This window comes from Streptomyces sp. NBC_00986 (assembly GCF_045162565.1).
GTDB lineage: Bacteria > Actinomycetota > Actinomycetes > Streptomycetales > Streptomycetaceae > Streptomyces.
This window is the reverse complement of the sequence record NZ_CP108733.1, coordinates 8,830,169-8,850,269: the sequence shown is the minus strand read 5'-3', so window position 1 is coordinate 8,850,269 and position 20,101 is coordinate 8,830,169. Positions and strand designations below refer to the sequence as shown.

The window sequence follows — 20,101 nt, the reverse complement described above, 5'->3', positions numbered from 1 at the left end:
GCACGCGGTCGGTCAGCGCTCCGCGAACACGGGCTCCCACCGTCCGGAGCTGTTGTCGGGATTGGTGCCGCTGTCCTTGCGGAAGCCGCTCAGGGGTACCTCCTTGTCGCTGCCGATGGTGACGAGCACCAGCCGCTGGTGGTACTCGCTCTCGTTCGCGCCCTTCCCGATGTCCCAGGCGACGAGTGTCCTGTCGTCGGCCCAGGCGAGCAGTTGCTGCCCGCGGATCTCGGTCTTCGCACCGGTGGCCGAGTCGACGACGTAGGACGAGGTGTGCCACTTCTTGCCCGCGAAGGCACCGGCGACGAGTTCGCCGCTCGGCGAATCCAACGCCTCGACGGACCAGTCCAGGTACTTCTCGTTGTCCGGTACGGCCGCCGCGGCGCCCGCGAGGTCCCAGAACTGCTTGCCGATGTTGCCCATGGGATTCCCGGCCCAGATGTACCTGCCGTCCCGGGTGAGCGCGAAGTCCTGGCGGGAGTTGATGAAGCCGGCGCCCATGGGGTCGCTCGCGTCGCCGGCGAGCTTGACCTCGCTCCAGGAACCCTTGCCGGAGGCCACGTCGAAGACGTAGAAACCGGTGCGGCTCGACGGCTCCTTCCCCATCCAGCCGTCGGAGCCCTTCGGCTTGACCGCCTGGTCGGGGTTCTCGCCGTAGGTCGTCGCGACGAGCTTCCGTCCGTCGTGCGAGAAGTCGAGCCCCGCGACCCCGTGGTCGACCGTGATCCACCGCTCGACCTTGCCGGTGGCCAGGTCGAGCAGGCCGATCCGGGAGGCGGGCAGGGTCTTCTCCAGGACGGCGGCGGTCTTCATGCCGGGGGCGACGGCGACGATGGACCACTGGGGGGCCTTCACGTACTTGCCGGTCTTCGGGTCGAGCAGCCAGTAGGTGCGCTCGTCGACGGCCTCCGTGGCCGAGCGCTTGACCATGTTCGGAACGTAGTAGGCGGCAAGTGCCGTGTTCCCGGCCGCGATCAGGTCGCGCGGCGGCGACTGGCTCGGGTGGGCTTTGACTCCCTTCTGCTCCACGACACCCGACGGACGGACGTCATCCTTCCCTGAGTCCAGCAGTGGCACGGCCACCGCGACGGCGACCACGGCGGCCGTGGCGGCGGCGACGCTCGCCAGTCTGCGGTTGCGGCGGCGCCGGCGGACGGCCAGTACCCAGTCGGCGAACCCCGGTCCCGCCGGGGGCTGTTCGGCGGCCTGCTCGCGCAGGGCGTCGCGGAGGAGTTCCTCGACGTTCACGGACGCACCTCCACGGGTGAGTAGTCGCGGGACGACTGAAGCTCGACGTCGGCGAGGCCCAGAGCGGCCAACTCCGGCGCGAGGACCCGCAGTCGGGCCAGGGAGCGGTGGGTGGTGGACCGTACGGTGCCGACGGAGCAGCCGAGGATGCGGGCCACGTCGGCTTCGGGCAGGTCCTCGAAGTAGCGCAGCACAAGCACGGTGCGCTGGCGGGCGGTGAGCCGGGACAGCGCCTCGCGCATGAGCAGGCGCAGTTCGGTCGCGGCCGCCGCGTCGGTGCCCGCGCCCGCCTCGGGCGGTTCGGCCACGCTGACCTCGCGCCTGCGCCATTTCAGCCGCCAGCGGCTGACCTGCTGGCGGTACAGGATCCGCCGTACATAGGCCTCGGGTTCGTCGATCCGCTGCCACCGCCCGGCCGCCTTGGCCAGGGCGTTCTGAAGCAGGTCCTCACCGGCGTGCCGGTCTCCCCCGCACAGCAGCACGGCCGTCTTCAGCAGTGCCGACGACCTGCTGTCCACGAAGTCCCGGAAACTCTCCAGCCCTTCGGCATTCATCGTCACCTTCTCTTCCCCGGCGGTGCCCGTGCCCCGCCCCTGTACTTCATGTGACGCGTACGGAGGTGCGTGGCTATGCCTGTCGGCCCGAGAAAATTTCCGCCCGGCCCGCGCGGTGCCTGCCGTACGGTGACCGCGTGAGCCGCCCCCTGCTGTTCCTCGACGTCGACGGCCCCCTCAACCCGTACGCCGCACAGCCGGAACGCCGCCCCGAGGGCTACACGACGATCCGGGTCACCGTGCCCGACCGCCCCCGCCCCCTACGGGTCTGGCTGAACCCCACGCACGGCCCGGCACTCCTCGCCCTCGGCTACGACCTGTGCTGGGCGACCACCTGGATGAACGCCGCGAACCGCTGGATCGCCCCGGTCATCGGCCTGCCCGAGCTGCCCTACGTCGACTTCGGCACCGGCCTGTTCGCCGAGCGGCCCGACGGGGTCCACTGGAAGACGGAGACGATCGTGGCGTACGCCGAGGGGCGACCGTTCGCCTGGGTGGACGACGAACAGAGCGCGCCGGACGGGGTGTTCGTGACCGCCCACCATCCCGGCCCGGCGCTGCTGCACCACGTGAATCCCCGACTCGGCCTGCGCGAGGGGGACTTCGCGGCGCTGGCGGAGTTCGCGGCGGCCGTACGGGCATGAGGCCCACATGGGTAGAGCGCCCTCCCGGCGAACAGGAAGGCGCTCGACTCACATACCCGAACCGCTAGTTGTGGCTGTGCAGGATCTCGTTCAGGCCGCCCCAGACCGCGTTGTTCGGGCGGGCCTCGACCGTGCCGGTGACCGAGTTGCGGCGGAAGAGGATGTTCGAGGCGCCGGAGAGCTCGCGGGCCTTGACGATCTGGCCGTCGGGCATCGTGACGCGGGTACCGGCGGTGACGTAGAGGCCGGCCTCGACGACGCACTCGTCGCCGAGCGCGATCCCGACGCCCGCCTCGGCGCCGACCAGGCAGCGCTCGCCGATGGTGATACGGACGTTGCCGCCGCCGGACAGCGTGCCCATCGTGGACGCGCCGCCGCCGATGTCCGAGCCGTCGCCGACCACGACACCGGCGGAGATCCGGCCCTCGACCATCGACGTGCCGAGCGTGCCGGCGTTGAAGTTGACGAAGCCCTCGTGCATGACGGTCGTCCCCTCGGCGAGGTGCGCGCCCAGGCGGACCCGGTCGGCGTCGGCGATGCGGACGCCCTTCGGGACGACGTAGTCCGTCATGCGCGGGAACTTGTCGATGGACGTCACCTGGAGGTGCAGGCCCTCGGCGCGCGCGTTCAGCCGCACCTTCTCGACGTCGTCCACGGCGACCGGGCCGAGCGAGGTCCAGGCGACGTTGGCGAGGAAGCCGAACATGCCGTCCAGGCTCTGGCCGTGCGGCTTGACCAGGCGGTGCGAGAGGAGGTGCAGGCGCAGGTAGACGTCGTGCGCGTCGAGCGGCTTGTCGTCGAGGGAGGCGATGACCGTGCGGACCGCGATGACCTCGACGCCCCGGCGGACGTCCGGGCCGATCGCCTTGGCCGCACCCTCACCGAGCAGCTCCACGGCACGCTCGGCGGACAGGCTCTCCGTACCGGCGGGTCCGGGTTCGGCGGACAGTTCGGGCGCGGGGAACCAGGTGTCGAGTACGGTCCCGTCGGCGGCGACGGTGGCGAGGCCGGCGGCAACGGCGCCGGTGGTGCGAGGTGCGGTCGTGTCGGTCATGAGGGAAACCTAACCTGGCGGGGGCGGCCGGGACCAACTCGTCCACGGGGCGTCTCAGGGAACGACACGCACGGGCTCGCAGGACGGCAGAAGGGGGTGCCGGCTCAGCCGCGTTCACCGGCCTTGTCCACCACCGCCCACGCCGCGGTCGAGCCGCCGCCGACGGCCTTGTCGTCCAGGAGCATCCGCGTCCCGACCATCCGGTACGTCTGCGGGTCGAACAGCCACTGATCCGCCTCCCCGGACTTGAGGGTGCCGCTCCTGACATAGGTCAGGGCGATCACCCGGCGTCCCGTCGCGTCCTTCACCAGGTGGTCGGTGACCCGGCCGCCGGGCAGGGTCGCGAGGGCGCGGTAGAGCGAGGCCAGCCCCTTGGACGTCATCAGGTGGGCGCCCAGCAGAACGCTGATCTCGGTGTAGTCCGCGTCCGCCCGGGTCTGCCCCTTCCGGTCGGCGATGGCGTTCTCGTGCCGGAGGAACTCCAGGGTCTGCTCACCGCCGGCGGGCAGTGCCTTCAGGACCCGGTACATCTCGCGCGGCGAACGGTCGTCGCCCTCCCCGCCGTTCTCCAAGTGCATGGGGGTGACGATGAGTTGGGGGCGCTGCCCCTTGGGGGCGATGCCCTCGGACGCCGCCGCGGTGCCGTCGTAGCGGATCCAGCTCGGCATCTCGGTCACCGCCGCCGTGGACGCCTCCGACATCTGCAGGGTGTAGATCCACTGATCGGCCCTCGGTACGGTCACGTCCGGCTCGGTCTCGACCAAGTCGGCCGCCCGCTCCAGGAGTTGGGCCGCGCTCAGCCCCTTCAGGCTCACGGCGGGCGTGCGCGCGGGCTCCACCTTGCGGCTGCCGGGCGCGGTACCGCCCAGCAGTACGGTCACGGTGACGGCCACCGCGGTGACCGCCGCCACGACGGCGACGATCACGAACTCCCGTCGCTGCCACAGCACTTGGTGCCGCCCGCCGGCCCGTGCCGCCTCGGTCAGCCGCGTACGCCCCGCCGCGAGCCGTCCACGGTCGGGGACTGGCGCTCCGGCGCGCAGCTCGCGCACCTGCGTCATCTCGTCCATCGCTACGCCACCTCCGCCGCGTCGTGCACGAATGCGGGATCGGCGCCCAGTGCCGAACGCACCTTGCGCCGCGCCCGGTTGAGCCGGGAACGGACCGTGCCGACCGGGATGTCCAGCGCCTCGGCGACCTCCTGGTAGGTGAGATCGGCCCAGGCGACGAGCAACAGCACGTTCCGGTCACCCGCCGAGAGCGCGGCAAGAGCACCGGCCAGCGGCCCCTGCGCGGCGATCCGGCTGTCCGCCTCCTCCACCCAGGAGTCACCCCAGGACGCGGCGACGGGGTCACGCCCGGTGCGGGCCAGCGCCTTGAGCGCCCGCACCTCGGTACGGCGCTGCTTGCCGATGAGGTTGCCCGCGATGCCGTAGAGCCAGGGGCGCGCGTTGGCCCGCGTCAGGTCGTAGCGCGAGCGGATGCGGAACGCCGTGAGGAAGGTGTCGGCGGTGATGTCGTCGGCCGCGCCGTCGCCCAACCGCCGTGCCGCGTACCGGTGGATGTCCGCCGCGTACCGGTCGTAGAGCAGGGCGAACACCTCCGGCTGCTCCAACGACCGGGCGACGACCCCCGCATCGTCGCCGTCCCGAGCCGCGCCCGGCGGTGGTCCGCTCACCAGGTCTCCCCCGATTCGTCCGTAGCGTCGACGGCGTCGACATGCCGTCGTGTCGGCTCCTGTTACCCGGTGGGAGCCGAAGAGTTCACGGAGCCGGAGAGTCCGCGAGTGGGCTGCGGGAAAGCGCTTCAGTCCTCCGCGGGCCGCGGAATCACCCGCCCCAACACCTCCCGCGCATACGCCTCGTCATACGGCGCGCCCGTCAACAGCACCTGCAGACAGATCCCGTCGATCAGCGCGACGAGTGCCCGTGCGGTCACCGGGTCGGTGCGGCGGGCGAGTTGGTCGGCGAGGTCGCGGGCCCACTCGTCGGCGACGGGGCGCAGGGCGGGGCGGCGCAGGGCGGCGAGGTACAGCTCGTACTCCAGCTCGACGCCCGTGCGGTCACCCGCGAGCCACTCCCCCATCCAGCCGGCGAGTTCCCCGGCCAGGTCGGTCCGCGGGTCCTCGAGACCACCCCGCGAGGCGATCACCTTGGCGAAGGCCTCGTTGGCCTGGCGCAGCGCGGCGACCATCAGTTCGTCGAGGGTCGTGAAGTGGTACGTCGTCGAGCCGAGCGGGACATCGGCCTCGGCGGCGACGGAACGGTGGCTCAGTCCCGCGATGCCCTTCTGACCAACCACCCGGATCGCCGCGTCGATGATCCGCTGCCGCCGCTCGGGGTCGTAACGCCGGGCCATCAGTGCGCGCCTCCCCGGGCCATCAGTGCGCGCCGCCCAGGTTGAGGACCACGACCCCGACGATGATCAGCGCGATGCCGGTGGCCTTCGCGAGGGTCATGCCCTCGCCGAGGAACACCGTCCCGATCCCCACGATGGCGGCGGTGCCGAGGCCCGCCCAGATCGCGTAGGCCGTACCGACCGACATGGACTTCAGCGTCTGCGCGAGCAGCGCGAAGGAGAGCACGTATCCGAGGACCGTGAGGACCGACGGCCACAGCCGGCTGAAGCCGTGGCTGAACTTCATGGCGGTGGTGCCGCCCACCTCCGCGGCGATCGCCGTGAGGAGCATCAGGAATCCCATGTGTACGAGTGTACATAACGGAATCCCGGAGTGTACGTGACGGAATCTCGTAGAAACCGCTCACTGAAACGGCTGCTCACACTCCCCTCGCTCCACTACTGTTTCACCGTTCACACACCTGGCTTTCACGGCCACGGCCGTCGCCATGGGCGCCGCTGGAGGAACAGCGCATGCCAGACAGTTCACCCCCGCCTTCCCCCAACTCCCCCTGGGAGAACGGCTGGACCCCTGACACCTCACGGGCCCCCGGAACCCGCCGGCTCTATCTGGCCGGGGCGCTCGCCGTCACCACGATCGTCGTGTGCGTCACGGCAATCGTCGTGACGGACAAGCAGACTGACGACACGTCACGCACGAAGAAGGCGGACCCGACGGCAACGGCCGGTGCGGACGGCCCCGGCCTGCTCTCGTACGCGTCCCCGTCGAAGCAGGGCACGCCGACGCCGGACGAGCACACGTCGAACTCGGGCTCGGCGAAGACGCCCAGCGCCACCAGGTCGACCGCTGCCGCGGGACACGGCTCGACGCCTTCCGCAAAGGCACCGTCGCCGTCCAAGTCGACGTCGTCCCATGGGAGTTCGTCCGGCTCGTCGGGCTCGTCGGGCTCCTCGTCCTCCACCGCCTGGAAGTCGGTCCGCTCGGTCAACTACCCGGACCGCTACTGGCAGGTGAGCGGCGACTTCGTCAAGCTCAACCCGGTCAGCTCCGCCGCGGCCCGCAGCGCAGCCACCTTCAAAGTGGTCAAGGGCCTTGCGAACAGCTCCTGTTACTCCTTCACGACGGCCAACGGCAGCTACCTCCGCCACCGCAACTTCATCCTCCGCGCGGAACGCAACGACGGCTCCCCCCTCTTCAAACAGGACGCCACCTTCTGCCCCCGCCCGTCGCCCTACTCCGGCGCGGTGATGCTGGAGTCGGTCAACTACCCGGGCCGCTTCCTCCGCCACCAGAACTTCCAGCTCAGGCTGGACCGGTATCAGGACAGCACCCTGTACCGGTCGGACTCGTCGTTCCGGTTGGTGGCGGGGCTCAACTAGGCGGACGCGTCACGGAAGACGAGGCTCGTCACTGAAGACGAGGGTCGTCACGAAAGGCGATGAGCGAGGCCTTGGGCCGCAGGACGCAGAACTCGTTGCCCTCGGGGTCGGCGAGCACCACCCAGCCCACGGCCTCGCCCTGCCCGATGTCGGCCCGCTTCGCGCCCAGCGCGAGGATGCGCTCGACCTCGGCCTCCTGGTCGTCGGGAGCGAGGTCGAAGTGGAGTCGGTTCTTGGCGGTCTTCGGCTCACTCACCGGCATGAAGCAGATGCCGGTCTCCGCGAACTCCCGTGGCCCGATGACGACTTCGCGCGGCTTCTCGGAGAGCACCCGCCAGTCCAGCACCCCGCACCAGAAACGGGCGAGCCCGGGAAGGTCGTAGGTGTCGATGACGACGTGATGCAAAGAAACGGCCATACCCCAAGGTATGGCCGTTTCGATGAGCCCGAAGGCTCAGGCGTACTCACACTTCTCAGACGTTGAACCCCAACGCCCGAAGCTGGTCCCGGCCGTCGTCCGTGATCTTGTCCGGGCCCCACGGCGGCATCCACACCCAGTTGATGCGGAGTTCGTTGACGAGGCCGTCCGTCGCGGACTTGGCCTGGTCCTCGATGACGTCGGTCAGCGGGCAGGCCGCTGACGTCAGGGTCATGTCGATGGTGGCGATGTTGGCGTCGTCGATGTGCACGCCGTAGATCAGGCCGAGGTTGACGACGTCGATGCCCAGTTCGGGGTCGACGACGTCGAGGAGGGCCTCGCGGACCTCCTCCTCGGAGGCGGGCTTGATCTCCATGGTCTCGGTGTCACTCATGCCGTCTTCCTTTCCGCGTCGGAGTCGGCTCCGCCCAGGGCCTGGGCCGTCGCGTCCTTCCACGCCATCCAGCTGAGGAGGGCGCACTTCACCCGTGCCGGGTACTTGGAGACGCCGGCGAACGCGATCGCGTCCTCCAGCACCTCCTCCATCGCGTCGTCGGGCTCGATCCTGCCCTTGGACTGCATCAGCTCCAGGAAGGTCTCCTGGATCTTCTGCGCCTCGGACAGTTCCTTGCCGACGAGGAGGTCGTTCAGTACGGAGGCCGATGCCTGGCTGATCGAGCAGCCCTGGCCCTCGTAGGAGATGTCCGTGATCTGCTCGCCGTCGTACTTCACGCGCAGCGTGATCTCGTCGCCGCACGTCGGGTTGACGTGGTGCACCTCGGCGTCGCCATCCCGCAAGCCCCGGCCGTGCGGGTGCTTGTAGTGGTCCAGGATGACTTCCTGGTACATCGAATCCAGCTTCACGATTCCAGCCAGCCCCTCAGCCGAAGAAGTTCCGTACGTGCTCCAGACCGTCGACCAGTGCGTCGATCTCGGCCGGCGTGGAGTACAGATAGAACGACGCTCGCGTGGTCGCAGGAATTCCGTAGCGCAGGCAGACGGGGCGGGCGCAGTGGTGGCCGACCCGGACCGCGATGCCTTCCTCGTCCAGCACCTGGCCCACGTCGTGCGGGTGGATGTCACCCAGTGTGAAGGAGATCGCCGCGCCCCGGTCCTCGGCCGTGGTGGGGCCGATGATCCGCAGGTCGGGGACGTCCAGCAGGCGCTTCACCGCGTACTCGGTCAGCGCGTGCTCATGGGCGAGGATCTTGTCCATGCCGATCGACGAGAGGTAGTCGATCGCCGCACCGAGACCGACCGCCTGGGCGATCGGCGGGGTGCCCGCCTCGAACTTGTGCGGCGCGGGAGCGTACGTCGACGAGTGCATCGACACGGTCTCGATCATCTCGCCGCCACCGAGGAACGGAGGGAGGTCTTCGAGCAGCTCCTGGCGGCCCCAGAGGACGCCGATGCCCGTCGGGCCGCACATCTTGTGGCCGGTGAAGGCCACGAAGTCGGCCTGGAGGGCCTGCACGTCCAGCGGCATGTGCGGCGCGGCCTGCGAGGCGTCGATCAGGACCAGGGCCCCGACCTCCTGCGCGCGGCGCACGATCTTCTCGACCGGGTTGACCGTGCCGAGAATGTTCGACACCAGGACGAAGGAGACGATCTTCGTCTTCTCCGTGATGATCTCGTCGATGTTCGAGAGGTCCAGACGGCCGTCGTCGGTGAGGCCGAACCACTTCAGCTTCGCGCCCGTGCGCTGCGAGAGCAGCTGCCACGGCACGATGTTGGAGTGGTGCTCCATCTCCGTGATGACGATCTCGGTCTCGTGGTCCACGCGGTAGGGCTCGTCGGCCCAACCCAGCATGTTCGCAACGAGGTTGAGCGACTCGGAGGCGTTCTTGGTGAAGATCACCTCGTCGCGGCTGGGCGCGTTGATGAACGTCGCGACCTTGTCGCGCGCGCCCTCGTACAGCGCCGTGGCCTCCTCGGCGAGCACATGCACACCGCGGTGGACGTTGGCGTTGTAGCGCTCGTAGTACTCGTTCAGGGCGTCGAGCACCTGGCGCGGCTTCTGTGAGGTCGCCGCGTTGTCCAGGTACACGAGCTTCTTACCGTCGTGAACCGTGCGGTCCAGGATGGGGAAGTCCTTGCGGAGCGCCTCAGTGTCGAGGAGACCCGGCAGCTGCGTCACGCTGATACGCCACCCTTCGTGGTGTAGGCCTCGTAGCCCTCGTTCTCCAGCTTGTCGGCGAGCTCGGCACCGCCGGACTCGACGATCCTGCCGCCGGAGAAGACGTGCACGAAGTCGGGCTTGATGTAGCGCAGGATGCGCGTGTAGTGCGTGATCAGCAGGGTGCCGACCTCGCCGGTCTCGCGGACGCGGTTGACGCCCTCGGAGACGACGCGCAGGGCGTCGACGTCCAGGCCGGAGTCGGTCTCGTCGAGGATCGCGATCTTCGGCTTGAGCAGCTCCAGCTGAAGGATCTCGTGGCGCTTCTTCTCACCGCCGGAGAAGCCCTCGTTCACGTTGCGCTCGGCGAAGGCCGGGTCCATGGAGAGGCGCTCCATGGTCTCCTTGACCTCCTTCACCCAGGTCCGCAGCTTGGGGGCCTCGCCGCGGACGGCGGTGGCGGACGTACGGAGGAAGTTCGAGACGGAGACGCCGGGGACCTCGACCGGGTACTGCATCGCGAGGAACAGGCCGGCGCGGGCGCGCTCGTCGACGGACATCTCGAGGACGTCCTCGCCGTCAAGGGTGACGGTGCCGCCGGTGATCGTGTACTTCGGGTGGCCCGCGAGCGAGTAGGCGAGGGTCGACTTGCCGGAGCCGTTCGGGCCCATGATGGCGTGGGTCTCGCCCTGCTTCACGGTGAGGTCGACGCCCTTGAGGATCTCCTTCGTGGCGTTGTCGGCCTCGACGGTGACGTGCAGGTCGTGGATTTCAAGCGTTGCCATGGGTTCCTCAGGACTCCTGGGTGAGGGAGACGAGCACGTCGTCCCCTTCGATCTGTACGGGGTAAACGGGTACGGGGCGCGTGGCGGGGAGGCCGGACGGCTTGCCGGTGCGCAGGTCGAACGCGGAGCCGTGCAGCCAGCACTCGATCTGGCAGTCCTCCACCTCGCCCTCGGAGAGCGAGACGTTCGCGTGCGAGCAGACGTCGTTGATCGCGAACACCTCCCCTCCGGTCTTCACGACCGAGACCGGCGTGCCGTCGAGTTCCACCCGCTTCGGGGTGTCCTCCTCCAGCTCGCCGAGGCCACAGGCGCGTACGAAGGACATCAGACCGACGCCTCCAGCTCCGCGTCGATCTTCTCCAGCAGCCGCTCCTGGATGTCGGCGACACCGATCTGCTGGACCAGCTCGGCGAAGAAGCCGCGGACCACCAGGCGTCGGGCGTCGTCGGCGGGGATGCCGCGGGCCATCAGGTAGAAGAGCTGCTCGTCGTCGAAACGGCCGGTCGCGGAGGCGTGTCCGGCGCCGACGATCTCGCCGGTCTCGATCTCCAGGTTCGGCACGGAGTCGACGCGGGCGCCGTCGGTCAGCACGAGGTTGCGGTTCATCTCGTACGTGTCGGTGCCCTCGGCGGTGGCCTCGATGAGCACGTCGCCGATCCACACCGCGTGGGCGCCCTCGCCCTGCAGCGCGCCCTTGTAGATGGCGTTGGACTTGCAGTGCGGGACATTGTGGTCGACCAGGAGACGGTGCTCCTGGTGCTGGCCGGCGTCCGTGAAGTACAGGCCGAACAGCTCGGCCTCGCCGCCGGGTCCGGCGTAGGCCACGCGCGGGTGCAGTCGTACGAGGTCGCCGCCGAAGGTGACGACGAACGACTTGAACGTGGCGTCCCGGCCGATCAGGGCGTTGTGCTGGCCGACGTGCACGGCCTTGTCGTCCCAGTCCTGGACGGAGACGACGGTCAGCTTGGCGCCGTCGCCGACGATGTAGTCGACGTTGGCGGCGAGGACCGCGTCACCGGTGTGGTCGATGACGACGACGGCCTCGGCGAAGGCTCCCAGCTCGATGACCTGGTGGCCGTAGGCGACCCCGCCCTCGCCGTGCACGACGATGCGGATCGGCTCGGTCAGGACCGTCTCCTTGGGGACGGTCACGACCGAGGCCTTCTCGAAGGACGAGTAGGCCTGCGCGGCCACGCGGTCCACCGGGGTGCCCGCCTTGCCGAGCCGCGCGTCGTCACGGCCGACGGTCTCCACGGTGACCCCCTCGGGGGTCCCGATGGCGACCTTCACACCGTCGCCGGTGGCGACCGCGGTGCCGTCGTGCAGCCCGCGCAGGCGCTCCAGCGGGGTGAACCGCCACTCCTCCTCGCGGCCGTGGGGGACCGGGAAGTCCGCCACGTCGAAGGACGGGGGCGCGCTCATGCGCGTGGCGACGGTCGACTCGGCGGCAACTGCCACCGCGCCGGCGGTGGTTGACCCCAGCGATGGGGGTCCCCCCGCACGAGCGGAGTCGAGGGTGGGGGCACTCTGAGCCTCAGCCATGGCTGTCGGTCTGCTCTCTTTCCTGCGTCAGAATTCGCTTGCTGCTGTACGGAGGACCGGTCTTAACCGACCGAACCCTCCATCTGCAGCTCGATCAGCCGGTTGAGTTCGAGGGCGTACTCCATCGGCAGCTCCTTGGCGATCGGCTCGACGAAGCCGCGCACGATCATCGCCATCGCCTCGAACTCGGTCAGACCGCGGCTCATCAGGTAGAAGAGCTGGTCCTCGGAGACCTTGGAGACGGTCGCCTCGTGGCCCATGGACACGTCGTCCTCGCGGACGTCCACGTACGGGTACGTGTCCGAGCGGGAGATCGTGTCGACGAGCAGCGCGTCACAGAGCACGTTCGACTTGGAGCCGTGGGCGCCCTCGCCGATCTCGACGAGACCGCGGTAGGACGTACGACCGCCGCCGCGCGCCACCGACTTGGAGACGATGTTGGAGGAGGTGTTCGGCGCCATGTGGACCATCTTGGAGCCGGCGTCCTGGTGCTGGCCCTCGCCCGCGAAGGCGATGGAGAGGGTCTCGCCCTTGGCGTGCTCGCCCATCAGGTAGACGGCCGGGTACTTCATCGTCACCTTGGAGCCGATGTTGCCGTCGATCCACTCCATGGTCGCGCCCTCGTAGGCGACGGCGCGCTTGGTGACCAGGTTGTAGACGTTGTTCGACCAGTTCTGGATGGTCGTGTAACGGCAGCGGGCGTTCTTCTTGACGATGATCTCGACGACCGCGCTGTGCAGCGAGTCCGACTTGTAGATCGGGGCCGTACAACCCTCGACGTAGTGCACGTAGGCACCCTCGTCGACGATGATCAGGGTCCGCTCGAACTGGCCCATGTTCTCCGTGTTGATCCGGAAGTACGCCTGCAGGGGGATCTCGACCTGCACGCCCTTCGGCACGTAGATGAAGGAACCGCCGGACCAGACCGCGCTGTTCAGCGACGCGAACTTGTTGTCGCCGACCGGGATGACGGTGCCGAAGTACTCCTTGAAGAGCTCCGGGTGCTCCTTCAGGGCGGTGTCGGTGTCGAGGAAGATGACGCCCTGCTCCTCCAGGTCCTCACGGATCTGGTGGTAGACGACCTCGGACTCGTACTGGGCCGCGACACCGGCGACGAGGCGCTGCTTCTCCGCCTCGGGGATGCCGAGCTTGTCGTACGTGTTCTTGATGTCCTCGGGCAGGTCCTCCCAGGACTCCGCCTGCTTCTCCGTGGAGCGCACGAAGTACTTGATGTTGTCGAAGTCGATGCCGGAGAGGTCGGAGCCCCAGTTCGGCATGGGCTTCTTCTCGAACAGACGCAGGCCCTTGAGACGGAGCTTGGTCATCCACTCCGGCTCGTTCTTCTTGCCGGAGATGTCCCGGACGACGTCCTCGTTGATGCCGCGCTTGGCGGAGGCACCGGCCACGTCGGAGTCGGCCCAGCCGTATTCGTAGGTGCCCAGACCCTCGAGCTCGGGGTGGGCGGTCTCCTCGATGGGGAGCGTCATGCGGGGTTCCTCCCGGCGGTACGTGCAGATGCGTGCGGTGAATCGGAAACGGTCTTGGAAATCTTGGGGATGAACGTGGTGCACACTCCGTCGCCGTGGGCGATGGTGGCCAGTCGCTGGACATGGGTGCCGAGCAGTTGGGAGAAGAGCTCGGTCTCCGCCTCGCACAGTTGCGGGAACTGCTCGGCGACATGGGCGACCGGGCAGTGGTGCTGGCAGAGCTGCTCACCGACCGGTGCGCTACGCGCCGTAGCAGCGTACCCGTCCGCGCTCAGGGCCTTGGCCAGGGCTTCCGCGCGGTTCTCGGGGGCCGCGGCCTCGACGACCTTGCGGTAGGCGATGGCCTGGGCGGCCATGCGGTCACGGGCGAAGGCCACGACGGCCTCGTCCCCGCCCTCACGCTGTGCGATCCAGCGCAGCGCGTCCGCGGCGAGCTTGTCGTAGGACTGGTCGAAGGCGTCCCGGCCGCAGTCGGTCAGGGCGAACACCTTCGCGGGGCGGCCGCGCGTGCGCGCTCCGTAGACCCGCTGCTCACGTGCTTCCACGACGTCGTCGGCGACGAGTGCGTCGAGATGACGGCGTACGGCGGCCTGGGTCAGCCCCAGCCGGCCGGCGAGGTCGGCCACGGTCGACGGGCCGTGGTCCAGGATGGAGCGCGCGACACGGTTGCGCGTGGACCGCTCACCGGTCGCGAGTTCCTCCTGCGGAGCCTCGCCAACGTTTTTCACAACGCCATTGTTGCGTAATTCCTCAGAGGCAGGCAACCCGCGTCCGGCGGATGGACGGTGCGCTGCATCACTTAGGCATACCTAATCTGACCTGCGAAAACGATCTTTGATCGATCAGTTCACCGGCCCCTACGACCCCCTTCCGGAGACTCCCCGACCATGCCCGCACCCCCTCCCACCGGCCCACTTGTCACCCGGGACACAGTCGCCGCACAACTGCGCGACCTCGGCGTCCGACCCGGCGAGACCCTCCTCGCGCACACCTCCCTCAGCTCCCTCGGATGGGTCTGCGGAGGCGCCGTGTCGCTCGTCCAAGGAGTGCTCGACGCACTCGGTCCGGACGGCACCCTGGTGGTCCCCACCCAAACCGCCGACCTCTCGGACCCGGCCCACTGGGGAAACCCGCCGGTCCCCCGCGAGTGGTGGGACACCATCCGCACCTCCATGCCCTGCTACGACCCCCTCGTCACGCCTTCGCTGGGCGTGGGCGTCGTCCCGGAGACCGTCCGCACCTGGCCCGGCGCCGAGCGCTCAGCGCACCCGCAGACGTCGTTCGCGGCGCTCGGCCCGCGCGCGGGCGAGATCGTCGCCGGCCACGCGACCGACTGCCGGCTCGGCGAGCGCAGCCCGCTGGCCCGCCTGGAGGGCCTCGACGCGCGCGTGCTGCTGCTCGGCGCGGGCTACGACGCCTGCACGAGCTTCCATCTCGCCGAGTACCGCGTCCCGTCCCCGCTGGTCCGGGTCGGCCGCCCGGGACCGGACGGCTGGGAGACGGTGACCGAGGTGTCGATCACCTCCGACCGCTTCGACGAGCTGGGCCACGACTTCGAACGGGACCGTCCGGTCGTACGGGGGAAGGTGGGCGCGGCCGACGCACGCCTGTTCCCGGTCGCCGACGCCGTGGCGTACGCGGAACGGTGGCTGCCGCTGCACCGCCCCCGCGAGGAGGAGATCCCGTCCGGGGGAGATCCCGCACCCGCCCGCCTGAGGCGCGGGCCGCGTACCTAGACTCGGGCCCATGCGAAGCGAGCCCGTGCTCCAGGTCCAGGCCCTGGTGAAGCGGTACGGCACGAAGACCGCGGTGAACGGCCTCGACCTGGTGGCCCATGCGGGTGTCACCGCCGTGCTCGGCCCCAACGGGGCGGGCAAGACGACCACCGTCGAGACCTGCGAGGGGTACCGGAAGCCGGACGCCGGTACGGTGCGCGTCCTGGGCCTCGACCCGGTCCGCGAGTCCGCCGCACTGCGCCCCAGAATCGGCGTGATGCTCCAGTCCGGCGGCGTCTACTCGGGCGCCCGCGCCGACGAGATGCTCCGCCACATCGCCAAGCTGCACGCGCACCCGCTGGACGTGGACGCGCTCATCGAGCGCCTGGGCCTCGGCAGTTGCGGCCGTACGACGTACCGCCGGCTGTCCGGCGGCCAACAGCAGCGCCTCGCGCTCGCGATGGCCGTCGTAGGCCGCCCCGAGCTGGTCTTCCTGGACGAGCCGACGGCCGGTCTCGACCCGCAGGCCCGCCGCGCGACCTGGGACCTGGTCAGGGACCTCCGTACGGACGGCGTCTCGGTCATCCTCACGACCCACCACATGGACGAGGCCGAGCAGTTGGCCGACGACGTGGCGATCATCGACGCGGGCAAGGTCATCGCGCACGGCTCCCCCGAGGACCTGTGCCGCGGCGGCGCCGAGAACACCCTCCGCTTCACCGGCCGCCCCGGCCTCGACGTCGGCTCCCTGCTGAAGGCCCTCCCGGCCGACTCCACGGCCGCCGAACTGACCCCGGGCTCCTACCGCGTCGGCGGCAAGGTCGACCCCCAACTGCTCGCCACGGTCACCTCCTGGTGCGCGCAGCACGGGGTGATGCCGGAGAGGATCTCGGTCGAACGGCACACCCTGGAGGACGTGTTCCTGGAACTCACCGGCAAGGAGCTGCGCTCGTGACGACGACTGTTCCGGGGACCTACACCCCGCAGCCCGGGGCGGCGCCCCTCCCCCGCATGATCGCGGCACAGGCGGCCCTCGAAACGAAGATGCTCCTACGGAACGGCGAGCAGCTCCTCCTCACGGTGGTCATCCCGACCCTCCTGCTGGTCCTGTTCAGCTCGGTGGACATCGTCGACACCGGCAAGGGCAGGTCCGTCGACTTCCTCACCCCCGGCGTCCTCGCGCTCGCCGTGATGTCGACGGCGTTCACGGGCCAGGCCATCGCGACGGGCTTCGAGCGCCGCTACGGCGTCCTGAAGCGCCTCGCGTCCTCCCCGCTGCCCCGCTGGGGCCTGATGACCGCGAAGACGGCGGCTGTCCTGGTCACGGAGATCCTCCAGATCATCCTGCTGACGGCGATCGCCTTCGCGCTGGGCTGGTCCCCCCACGGCAACCCCTTCGCGGTGTTCCTCCTCCTGATCCTCGGCACGGCGGCCTTCTCGGGCCTCGGCCTGCTGATGGCGGGCACCCTGAAGGCGGAGGCCACGCTGGCCGCCGCGAACCTGGTGTTCCTGCTGCTGCTCGTCGGCGGCGGGGTGATCGTGCCGATGGACAAGTACCCGTCGGGGGTCCAGGACGTGCTGGGGCTGCTGCCGATCTCGGCCCTGTCGGACGGCCTCCGGGACGTGTTGCAGCACGGGGCCGGGATGCCGTGGGGCGACCTGGGGATCCTGGGCGTGTGGGCGGTCGTCGGGCTGGCGGCGGCGGGGAAGTTCTTCCGCTGGGAGTGAGTGCCGTACTCCGGCGCCGGGGACCCTCGTGAACGCGTGCACAAGCACCCCCCTACGATGGTCCCCGTGCCAAACGTGACCCCCGCCGACGTCGTAGCCGCCGCGCGCAACCCCCTCGCCTTCATCGCCGCACGCTGGACCCCGGATCCCCGGACGGTGCAGCGGGCCGCTCTCGCCGCGCTCGTCATGTCGGTGGTCATCGTGGTCACCGGCGGTGCCGTGCGGCTGACGGGATCCGGGCTCGGCTGCCCGACCTGGCCCAAGTGCACGGACGACTCGCTGACCACCACCAGCGCGATGGGCTTCCACGGTGCCATCGAGTTCGGCAACCGGATGCTGACGTACGTCCTGTGCGCCGCCGTCGGCTGGGCGATCATCGCCGCCCGCTCGGAGAAGCCGTACCGCCGCACCCTCACCCGGCTGGGCTGGGCGCAGTTCTGGATCGTGATGAGCAACGCGATCCTCGGCGGGATCGTGGTGCTGGTGGGCCTCAACCCGTACACGGTCGCGGCCCACTTCCTGCTCTCCTCGGCGCTGATCGCGGTCGCCACGCTGATGTGGCAGCGCAGCCGGGAGGGCGACGGGGAGCCCAAACCGCTGGTCGGCAAGGCCGTGCAGCAACTGGTGTGGTTCCTGGTCACCGCCTCCGTGCTGCTGATCGCGGTCGGCACGGTGGTCACCGGCGCGGGTCCGCACGCGGGTGACTCCAAGGAGGTCGACCGCATCCCGATCGACTGGGAGACGGTCGCCAAGCTGCACGCGGTGCTCGCCTGGATCGTGGTCACGCTGACGTTCGCCCTGTGGTTCGTCCTGAAGGCGGTCGACGCCCCCAAGGGCCCCCTGGACCGCACCCGTGACCTGTTCCTGATCCTGCTCTCCCAGGGCGTCATCGGCTACGTCCAGTACTTCACGAACCTCCCGGAGGCCCTGGTCGCCCTCCACATGCTCGGCTCCTGCCTGGTGTGGATCGGGGTGCTGCGCGTGCTGCTGTCGCTGCGCGAACGGCCGGAGGTCGTGGCCGACCTGCCGGGCCCGTCGGTGGAACAGTCGCTGCCCACGCGCGCGTGAAGCGTCACCCGTAATAAATGGTTCACCCGTAGCGCGTCACGAAGTCGTCGATCGCCGGTCCCAGATAGGCCCGGGTCAGCTCCGCCCGGCGGTGGAGCCAATCGCCCTCTACGGAGGCGGCGGACGGGACCGTGTCGTCGTAACGCCTCCGTACGACGTCCTCCACGACCTCCACCGGAGCACCGAGCGAGGGCAGCAGGTCGAGGGCTTCGCGCTTGGTGATCAGGCGGCCGTCCCGGCGGGTGACCGTCGCGCGGGCGAACGTGGTCAGGCCGACGTCGACCCAGCCGTTCTCGAGCCAGATCTGCGGCTTGTCGACGGCCGGCCGCCAGTACTCCCGCTGGTCCCGTACGACGAACTCGGCCAGCTCCTGGTCCGTCACGGCCGGCAGCAGGTCCTTCGGTGATCCGCCGTGCAACACCCGCCCGAACTGGTGCAGTTCACGCCGGGTGACAGGCGTGACGGGCCGACGGGTGACGTGGTCGTGGGCCCAGGTGAGGTGGCTCTGGTTCGGGGCGTCCTGGGTGCCCGGGGCGAGGTAGCTGCAGTGCAGGCGGACGGCGAGGGGGTCGGTGCGCAGTCCGCGGTGCAGGGCGACCAGTTGGCGGACGGTGCTGGGCTTCAGGGGATGGTCGAGGATGGCTATCAGGTCCAGGTCGCTACGACCCTCCTGGTAGTCGCCCCCGCCGAGCGAACCGTGAGCCCACACGGCGATGGGCTCCAGGGGGGCCAGTTCGTTCAGGAAGCGGGCGAGCAACGCGTCGGTCAGCATTGGTCCAGTCTGTACAGCTCACTCCAGCCCGTACACCCTCTTCGCGTTGCCGACCGCGATCAGTCCCGCCACGCGTTGCGCGTCGGCCGGTGACCAGGCCCCTTCGGCGACCCAGGTACCGAGCACCCGCGCGAGCGCCTCGCGGAACAACCGCGCTCCCACGACGTGCAGTTCGGGCAGTCCGTGGGCCCCGCTGGAGAAGAGGATCTTGCCGAAGGGGGCCAGCTCCAGGATCTCGGCGAGCACGGACGCGGCGCGGGCGCCGGTGCGGACGAGAGCGGCGCCGGAGTCGGCGTACACGTGCGGGAAGACACCGGCGAGGTGGGCCGCGTGCCGGTGGTACGGGTAGCTGTGCAGCAGCACCAGGTCCGTGCCGAGGCCGGCCGTCGCCCGCACGAAGTCGGTGAGCAGGACCGGGTCGGTGCGGTCGATGCGGACGCCTGGTTCGCCTAGTCCGGCGTGCAGTTGGAGGGGCAGGCCGGACGCCACGGCGATCCACAGCAGGTGCCTTAGCAGCACCGGGTCGCTGAGCGTGCCGCCGACGCGTCGGCCGGCCAGCCAGCGGGCCGCCGCGCCGCGTACCTCGCCGGGGCCGGGGGGTTCGGGTGCGAGGGCGAGGCCGTGGCGTACGCCCGCCACGGAGGTGAAGGCGACCGCGCTCGCGGCTGCGCCGTGGACCGACTCGGCGAGGTTGGCGAGGAAGGACTCCACCGTGCCGGAGGTGTCGGCGACCTGTTCGGCGAGGAGTTCGAGGCGGACGATCTCCCGGGCGTCCGCCTGCCCTGCGGTGGCCATCTCGGCGGGGCCTGTGAGGTCGCCGGGCAGGCCCGTGTCGATCAGGTACGTCGTGATGCCACTGCCGCGCAGCAGCCTGCGGCCCGCTTCCAGTACGCCGAGTTCACGGCGCCGGGCGAGGTAGCGGGCGGGCAGGCAGTGCGGCTCCAGGCCGAGCAGGGGTGGGCACCATCGTCGTACGGCGAAGCCCGTCTGGGTGTCGAAGAGGGTGGTGCCGGGGGCGGGTGGGCCTTCGGTGCGGGCGAGTTGGGCCTCGAAGGTGCCGAGGCCCAACTCCGTTCTCAGTACGCCGTGGCAGTACTGGTCCACGAGGGACGGCGTTTCGATCATCCGGACTCCCCGTGGCGGTGACTGCGTCGCTTGTACGGGGCCTAACGGGTGAACCGGGTGTGAGGTGTTGCCTGTACACACCCCGTGTGAGGGGGCGCCACGGGGAG

24 protein-coding genes are annotated in these 20,101 nt (G+C 69.8%); 6 read left to right on the top strand and 18 right to left on the bottom strand.

The genetic code is table 11. The features are described from left to right. Positions 1 to 12: 12 nt before the first annotated feature. Both OG504_RS39740 and OG504_RS39735 read right to left on the bottom strand, forming a co-directional pair. The gene (locus tag OG504_RS39740) at positions 13 to 1,248 is read right to left on the bottom strand and encodes a YncE family protein (protein ID WP_405994115.1); all 1,236 of its coding nucleotides are present in this window, start codon (positions 1,246 to 1,248) and stop codon (positions 13 to 15) included. Further along, a complete protein-coding gene (locus OG504_RS39735; protein ID WP_405994114.1) occupies positions 1,245 to 1,802 on the bottom strand; it encodes a SigE family RNA polymerase sigma factor in 558 nt (185 codons plus the stop codon). The genes OG504_RS39740 and OG504_RS39735 overlap by 4 nt, the downstream gene beginning before the upstream one ends. A gap of 137 nt (positions 1,803 to 1,939) precedes the next feature. Here OG504_RS39735 and OG504_RS39730 point away from each other — a divergent pair, with 137 nt between their 5' ends. Continuing rightward, entirely contained in the window at positions 1,940 to 2,446 is a 507-nt protein-coding gene (locus OG504_RS39730; protein WP_405994113.1) for a hypothetical protein, read from the top strand. 64 nt (positions 2,447 to 2,510) lie between these two features. Here OG504_RS39730 and dapD read toward each other — a convergent pair whose 3' ends face one another. The 5 genes from dapD to OG504_RS39705 all read right to left on the bottom strand — a co-directional run bounded on the left by dapD (position 2,511) and on the right by OG504_RS39705 (position 6,201). Next, positions 2,511 to 3,500: a 2,3,4,5-tetrahydropyridine-2,6-dicarboxylate N-succinyltransferase gene (dapD, locus tag OG504_RS39725; RefSeq protein ID WP_405994112.1), complete on the bottom strand. Its 990-nt coding sequence runs from the start codon at positions 3,498 to 3,500 to the stop codon at positions 2,511 to 2,513. 104 nt (positions 3,501 to 3,604) lie between these two features. Further along, positions 3,605 to 4,570 (bottom strand): CU044_5270 family protein, encoded by a 966-nt coding sequence (locus tag OG504_RS39720; RefSeq protein WP_405994111.1) that lies wholly within the window; start codon positions 4,568 to 4,570, stop codon positions 3,605 to 3,607. Between the two features lie 2 nt (positions 4,571 to 4,572). Next, on the bottom strand, positions 4,573 to 5,178 hold the full coding sequence (locus OG504_RS39715; RefSeq protein ID WP_405994110.1) for an RNA polymerase sigma factor: 606 nt from the start codon (positions 5,176 to 5,178) through the stop codon (positions 4,573 to 4,575). Between the two features lie 128 nt (positions 5,179 to 5,306). Continuing rightward, on the bottom strand, positions 5,307 to 5,858 hold the full coding sequence (locus OG504_RS39710) for a TetR/AcrR family transcriptional regulator (protein ID WP_405994109.1): 552 nt from the start codon (positions 5,856 to 5,858) through the stop codon (positions 5,307 to 5,309). 22 nt (positions 5,859 to 5,880) lie between these two features. Next, the gene (locus tag OG504_RS39705) at positions 5,881 to 6,201 is read right to left on the bottom strand and encodes a multidrug efflux SMR transporter (protein ID WP_033283140.1); all 321 of its coding nucleotides are present in this window, start codon (positions 6,199 to 6,201) and stop codon (positions 5,881 to 5,883) included. Between the two features lie 170 nt (positions 6,202 to 6,371). Between OG504_RS39705 and OG504_RS39700 the strand changes: the two genes are divergently transcribed. Then, complete coding sequence (locus tag OG504_RS39700) at positions 6,372 to 7,238, top strand: AbfB domain-containing protein (RefSeq protein WP_405994108.1); 867 nt, start codon at positions 6,372 to 6,374, stop codon at positions 7,236 to 7,238. A gap of 28 nt (positions 7,239 to 7,266) precedes the next feature. On the opposite strand, the gene OG504_RS39695 is transcribed toward OG504_RS39700, so the two are convergent. The 9 genes from OG504_RS39695 to OG504_RS39655 all read right to left on the bottom strand — a co-directional run bounded on the left by OG504_RS39695 (position 7,267) and on the right by OG504_RS39655 (position 14,314). Next, entirely contained in the window at positions 7,267 to 7,656 is a 390-nt protein-coding gene (locus OG504_RS39695) for a VOC family protein (RefSeq protein ID WP_405994107.1), read from the bottom strand. A 55-nt stretch (positions 7,657 to 7,711) separates the two neighbouring features. Next, positions 7,712 to 8,050 (bottom strand): metal-sulfur cluster assembly factor, encoded by a 339-nt coding sequence (locus OG504_RS39690; protein WP_019060535.1) that lies wholly within the window; start codon positions 8,048 to 8,050, stop codon positions 7,712 to 7,714. Beyond that, entirely contained in the window at positions 8,047 to 8,520 is a 474-nt protein-coding gene (sufU, locus tag OG504_RS39685) for a Fe-S cluster assembly sulfur transfer protein SufU (RefSeq protein ID WP_019060534.1), read from the bottom strand. The genes OG504_RS39690 and sufU overlap by 4 nt, the downstream gene beginning before the upstream one ends. 16 nt (positions 8,521 to 8,536) lie before the next feature. Beyond that, the gene (locus OG504_RS39680; RefSeq protein WP_019060533.1) at positions 8,537 to 9,793 is read right to left on the bottom strand and encodes a cysteine desulfurase; all 1,257 of its coding nucleotides are present in this window, start codon (positions 9,791 to 9,793) and stop codon (positions 8,537 to 8,539) included. After that, positions 9,790 to 10,557, bottom strand: coding sequence for a Fe-S cluster assembly ATPase SufC (sufC, locus tag OG504_RS39675; RefSeq protein ID WP_405994106.1), 768 nt, complete (start codon positions 10,555 to 10,557; stop codon positions 9,790 to 9,792). Before sufC ends, OG504_RS39680 begins: the two co-directional genes overlap by 4 nt. 7 nt (positions 10,558 to 10,564) lie before the next feature. Continuing rightward, a complete protein-coding gene (locus OG504_RS39670; protein WP_405994105.1) occupies positions 10,565 to 10,882 on the bottom strand; it encodes a non-heme iron oxygenase ferredoxin subunit in 318 nt (105 codons plus the stop codon). Then, complete coding sequence (gene sufD, locus OG504_RS39665) at positions 10,882 to 12,099, bottom strand: Fe-S cluster assembly protein SufD (RefSeq protein WP_405994104.1); 1,218 nt, start codon at positions 12,097 to 12,099, stop codon at positions 10,882 to 10,884. Before sufD ends, OG504_RS39670 begins: the two co-directional genes overlap by 1 nt. A 62-nt stretch (positions 12,100 to 12,161) precedes the next feature. After that, the gene (gene sufB, locus OG504_RS39660) at positions 12,162 to 13,586 is read right to left on the bottom strand and encodes a Fe-S cluster assembly protein SufB (protein WP_362978710.1); all 1,425 of its coding nucleotides are present in this window, start codon (positions 13,584 to 13,586) and stop codon (positions 12,162 to 12,164) included. Beyond that, positions 13,583 to 14,314, bottom strand: a complete 732-nt coding sequence (locus OG504_RS39655) for a metalloregulator ArsR/SmtB family transcription factor (protein WP_318015603.1) — start codon at positions 14,312 to 14,314, stop codon at positions 13,583 to 13,585. The genes sufB and OG504_RS39655 overlap by 4 nt, the downstream gene beginning before the upstream one ends. 159 nt (positions 14,315 to 14,473) lie before the next feature. Here OG504_RS39655 and OG504_RS39650 point away from each other — a divergent pair, with 159 nt between their 5' ends. The 4 genes from OG504_RS39650 to OG504_RS39635 are packed head-to-tail and all read left to right on the top strand — an operon-like array spanning position 14,474 to position 18,097. Then, entirely contained in the window at positions 14,474 to 15,322 is an 849-nt protein-coding gene (locus OG504_RS39650; RefSeq protein WP_405994103.1) for an aminoglycoside N(3)-acetyltransferase, read from the top strand. Between the two features lie 10 nt (positions 15,323 to 15,332). Further along, entirely contained in the window at positions 15,333 to 16,256 is a 924-nt protein-coding gene (locus OG504_RS39645) for an ABC transporter ATP-binding protein (RefSeq protein WP_405994102.1), read from the top strand. Between the two features lie 56 nt (positions 16,257 to 16,312). Beyond that, positions 16,313 to 17,029 (top strand): ABC transporter permease, encoded by a 717-nt coding sequence (locus OG504_RS39640; RefSeq protein WP_405996556.1) that lies wholly within the window; start codon positions 16,313 to 16,315, stop codon positions 17,027 to 17,029. Positions 17,030 to 17,086: 57 nt separating this feature from the next. Then, positions 17,087 to 18,097: a COX15/CtaA family protein gene (locus tag OG504_RS39635; RefSeq protein WP_405838855.1), complete on the top strand. Its 1,011-nt coding sequence runs from the start codon at positions 17,087 to 17,089 to the stop codon at positions 18,095 to 18,097. A 22-nt stretch (positions 18,098 to 18,119) separates the two neighbouring features. Here the strand turns inward: OG504_RS39635 and OG504_RS39630 are convergent, their stop codons facing one another. Then, positions 18,120 to 18,869: a nucleotidyltransferase gene (locus tag OG504_RS39630; protein ID WP_405994101.1), complete on the bottom strand. Its 750-nt coding sequence runs from the start codon at positions 18,867 to 18,869 to the stop codon at positions 18,120 to 18,122. A gap of 18 nt (positions 18,870 to 18,887) precedes the next feature. Then, positions 18,888 to 19,994, bottom strand: coding sequence for an amidohydrolase family protein (locus OG504_RS39625; protein ID WP_405994100.1), 1,107 nt, complete (start codon positions 19,992 to 19,994; stop codon positions 18,888 to 18,890). Positions 19,995 to 20,101 lie beyond the last annotated feature (107 nt).

What these genes read in the sequence shown, in the direction of transcription:
- OG504_RS39635 (WP_405838855.1), top strand. Translation starts at nt 17,087, where the DNA reads ATGGTCCCCGTGCCAAACGTGACCCCCGCCGACGTCGTAGCCGCCGCG.
- OG504_RS39695 (WP_405994107.1), bottom strand. Translation starts at nt 7,656, where the DNA reads ATGGCCGTTTCTTTGCATCACGTCGTCATCGACACCTACGACCTTCCC.
- OG504_RS39705 (WP_033283140.1), bottom strand. Translation starts at nt 6,201, where the DNA reads ATGGGATTCCTGATGCTCCTCACGGCGATCGCCGCGGAGGTGGGCGGC.
- OG504_RS39735 (WP_405994114.1), bottom strand. Translation starts at nt 1,802, where the DNA reads ATGAATGCCGAAGGGCTGGAGAGTTTCCGGGACTTCGTGGACAGCAGG.
- OG504_RS39645 (WP_405994102.1), top strand. Translation starts at nt 15,333, where the DNA reads ATGCGAAGCGAGCCCGTGCTCCAGGTCCAGGCCCTGGTGAAGCGGTAC.
- OG504_RS39720 (WP_405994111.1), bottom strand. Translation starts at nt 4,570, where the DNA reads ATGGACGAGATGACGCAGGTGCGCGAGCTGCGCGCCGGAGCGCCAGTC.
- OG504_RS39670 (WP_405994105.1), bottom strand. Translation starts at nt 10,882, where the DNA reads ATGTCCTTCGTACGCGCCTGTGGCCTCGGCGAGCTGGAGGAGGACACC.
- dapD (WP_405994112.1), bottom strand. Translation starts at nt 3,500, where the DNA reads ATGACCGACACGACCGCACCTCGCACCACCGGCGCCGTTGCCGCCGGC.
- OG504_RS39630 (WP_405994101.1), bottom strand. Translation starts at nt 18,869, where the DNA reads ATGCTGACCGACGCGTTGCTCGCCCGCTTCCTGAACGAACTGGCCCCC.
- OG504_RS39625 (WP_405994100.1), bottom strand. Translation starts at nt 19,994, where the DNA reads ATGATCGAAACGCCGTCCCTCGTGGACCAGTACTGCCACGGCGTACTG.
- OG504_RS39700 (WP_405994108.1), top strand. Translation starts at nt 6,372, where the DNA reads ATGCCAGACAGTTCACCCCCGCCTTCCCCCAACTCCCCCTGGGAGAAC.
- OG504_RS39640 (WP_405996556.1), top strand. Translation starts at nt 16,313, where the DNA reads ATGATCGCGGCACAGGCGGCCCTCGAAACGAAGATGCTCCTACGGAAC.
- sufD (WP_405994104.1), bottom strand. Translation starts at nt 12,099, where the DNA reads ATGGCTGAGGCTCAGAGTGCCCCCACCCTCGACTCCGCTCGTGCGGGG.
- sufC (WP_405994106.1), bottom strand. Translation starts at nt 10,557, where the DNA reads ATGGCAACGCTTGAAATCCACGACCTGCACGTCACCGTCGAGGCCGAC.
- OG504_RS39710 (WP_405994109.1), bottom strand. Translation starts at nt 5,858, where the DNA reads ATGGCCCGGCGTTACGACCCCGAGCGGCGGCAGCGGATCATCGACGCG.
- sufB (WP_362978710.1), bottom strand. Translation starts at nt 13,586, where the DNA reads ATGACGCTCCCCATCGAGGAGACCGCCCACCCCGAGCTCGAGGGTCTG.
- OG504_RS39690 (WP_019060535.1), bottom strand. Translation starts at nt 8,050, where the DNA reads ATGAGTGACACCGAGACCATGGAGATCAAGCCCGCCTCCGAGGAGGAG.
- OG504_RS39650 (WP_405994103.1), top strand. Translation starts at nt 14,474, where the DNA reads ATGCCCGCACCCCCTCCCACCGGCCCACTTGTCACCCGGGACACAGTC.